The 2,332-nt window shown below is 63.6% G+C and carries 4 protein-coding genes; all 4 read left to right on the forward strand.

The features are described from left to right. Positions 1-164, forward strand: a 164-nt coding sequence (locus tag EN932_RS34200; RefSeq protein WP_128369441.1) for a DUF983 domain-containing protein, incomplete at its 5' end; no start/stop codon positions are given. Further along, complete coding sequence (locus tag EN932_RS34205) at positions 161-916, forward strand: SURF1 family protein (RefSeq protein WP_164890784.1); 756 nt, start codon at positions 161-163, stop codon at positions 914-916. The genes EN932_RS34200 and EN932_RS34205, both read left to right, overlap by 4 nt. 88 nt (positions 917-1,004) lie before the next feature. Continuing rightward, positions 1,005-2,015, forward strand: coding sequence for a 4-hydroxy-3-methylbut-2-enyl diphosphate reductase (gene ispH / locus EN932_RS34210; RefSeq protein ID WP_013532771.1), 1,011 nt, complete (start codon positions 1,005-1,007; stop codon positions 2,013-2,015). Positions 2,016-2,020: 5 nt separating this feature from the next. Next, the coding region (locus EN932_RS34215; protein WP_164890785.1) for a phosphotransferase at positions 2,021-2,332 on the forward strand (312 nt) is incomplete at its 3' end.

The following is a 2,332-nucleotide window of genomic DNA, read 5'->3' on the forward strand; positions in this document are numbered from 1 at the left end:
GGTTTGAAGTCACGCTTAGCCCGCCGCTCTGGCTGCATCTGCTGGTCTGGATTCCGCTGGCTGTCGTGCTGTGCCTGGCGGCGCTGCGGCTGATCAAAGGCGTGCTGCTGACGCTGCAATACCGCAACAAGGCGGCCGAAGGCCGGTTGGATCGCGGCGAATGAGCGAGGCAACCGTTAAAGCCGATGGCCGATCGCGGCCTAGGACGGCATTGCTGCTCGGCCTTGGCCTTGTGCTGTTCCTGATCCTGCTGGTGCTCGGCACCTGGCAGGTGCAGCGCCTTTATTGGAAGGAAGGCCTTCTGCAGACCATCGACCAGCGCACTCATTCAGCGCCGCGGCCGCTGGCCGAGGTCGAGAAAGAATTCGCAGCCACCGGGGACGTCGATTATACGCCCGTCGCCGTCACCGGGACGTTCCTGCATCAAGGCGAACGGCATTTTTACGCGACCTGGGAAGGCGATGCCGGCTTCAATGTCTACACGCCGCTGGCGCTCGACGACGGCCGCTTCGTCCTGATCAATCGTGGCTTCGTGCCTTACGATCTGAAGGACGCCGCCAAGCGCGCCAAGGGACAGGTGACCGGCAGAGTGACGGTCACGGGGCTCGCTCGCAACCCCCTGCCAGCAAAGCCGTCGATGATGCTGCCCGACAACGATGTGGCGAAGAACATCTTCTACTGGAAGGACCGCGACGTCATGGCGGCGAGCGCGGGCCTGCCGGCTGGGTTCACGCTGGTGCCGATCTTCATCGACGCAGACAAGACGCCAAATCCAGGCGGATTGCCGGTTGGCGGCGTCACCATCATCGACCTGCCGAACAGCCATCTGCAATATGCCGTCACCTGGTACGGGCTTGCCGCAGCGCTCGCCGCCGTGCTCATCCTGCGGCTTCGCCGCCCCGCGAAAGAGGAATGAACGCGAGCGACGCCCCCTTTCTACCGATGCCCTTGACAGGGCAGGGGTGCGCACCTCATTTCGGCTTTGATCAACCGGCCCGGATTTAATGCTTCAGACAACCACCAAACCACCTCTGACGATCCGGCTCTGCCAGCCGCGCGGTTTTTGCGCCGGTGTCGACCGTGCCATCCAGATCGTCGTGCTGGCGCTGAAGAAATATGGCGCGCCGGTCTACGTCCGCCATGAAATCGTGCACAACCGCTACGTCGTCGAGGGGCTGCAAAGCCTTGGCGCCGTCTTCATCGAGGAACTCTCCGAGATCCCGGCCGAACATCGGCAGTCGCCGGTCGTGTTCTCGGCGCATGGCGTGCCGAAATCGGTGCCGGCGGATGCGAAGGCGCGCAATCTCTTCTATCTCGATGCCACTTGCCCGCTGGTGTCGAAGGTCCACAAGCAGGCGATGCGCCATCAGCGGCTCGGCCGTCATGTGCTGTTGATTGGTCACGCCGGACATCCCGAGGTGATCGGCACCATGGGCCAGCTCCCGGACGGAGCGGTGACCCTGATCGAAACCGAAGCCGATGCCGCAAAGCTCTCGCCCGTCGATCCGCAGGCGCTAGGCTTCGTTACCCAGACCACATTGTCGGTCGAGGACACCGCCGGCATCATCCGCGCCTTGCAGGATCGCTTTCCGGCGCTGCAGGCGCCAGCGGCGGAATCGATCTGCTATGCCACCACCAACCGCCAGGAAGCCGTCAAGGACACCGCGCCGGGCGCCGATCTCTACCTGATCGTCGGCGCGCCGAATTCATCCAATTCGCGACGACTTGTCGAAGTGGCGGAGCGTGCAGGCGCCACCATGTCGCTTCTCGTGCAGCGCGCCGCCGAGATTCCGTGGAATGACATCGGCAACATTTCGACGCTCGGCCTGTCGGCCGGCGCGTCGGCGCCCGAAATCATCGTCGACGAGATCATCGACGCGTTCCGGCAGCGCTTCGATGTCACGATCGATCTGGCCATCACGGCCACGGAAACGGAGGATTTTCCGGTCATGCGGGTACTGCGCGATGTCGAACTGACGCGGGCCGACATGGCCTTCGTCAATGGAGCCGCGTAAGGCACATGGCGGTCTACACTGACGTCGCGGAAGGCGAACTCGGCGCATTCCTGAAGCACTATCCGGTCGGCGATCTCCTGTCCTACAAGGGCATCGCCGAAGGCACCGAGAACTCGAACTTCCTGCTGCACACCTCGAGCGGCTCCTACATCCTGACGCTCTATGAGAAACGCGTCGAGAAGGCGGATCTGCCGTTTTTCCTCGGGCTGATGGGCCATCTCGCCTACAAGGGCGTGTCCTGCCCGCTGCCGGTGACCGCCCATGACGGCAGCGTCATCGGCACGCTCGCCGGCCGGCCGGCGGTCATCATCACCTTC

The organism is Mesorhizobium sp. M7A.F.Ca.US.002.01.1.1, assembly GCF_004022955.1.
Taxonomy (GTDB): domain Bacteria; phylum Pseudomonadota; class Alphaproteobacteria; order Rhizobiales; family Rhizobiaceae; genus Mesorhizobium; species Mesorhizobium ciceri.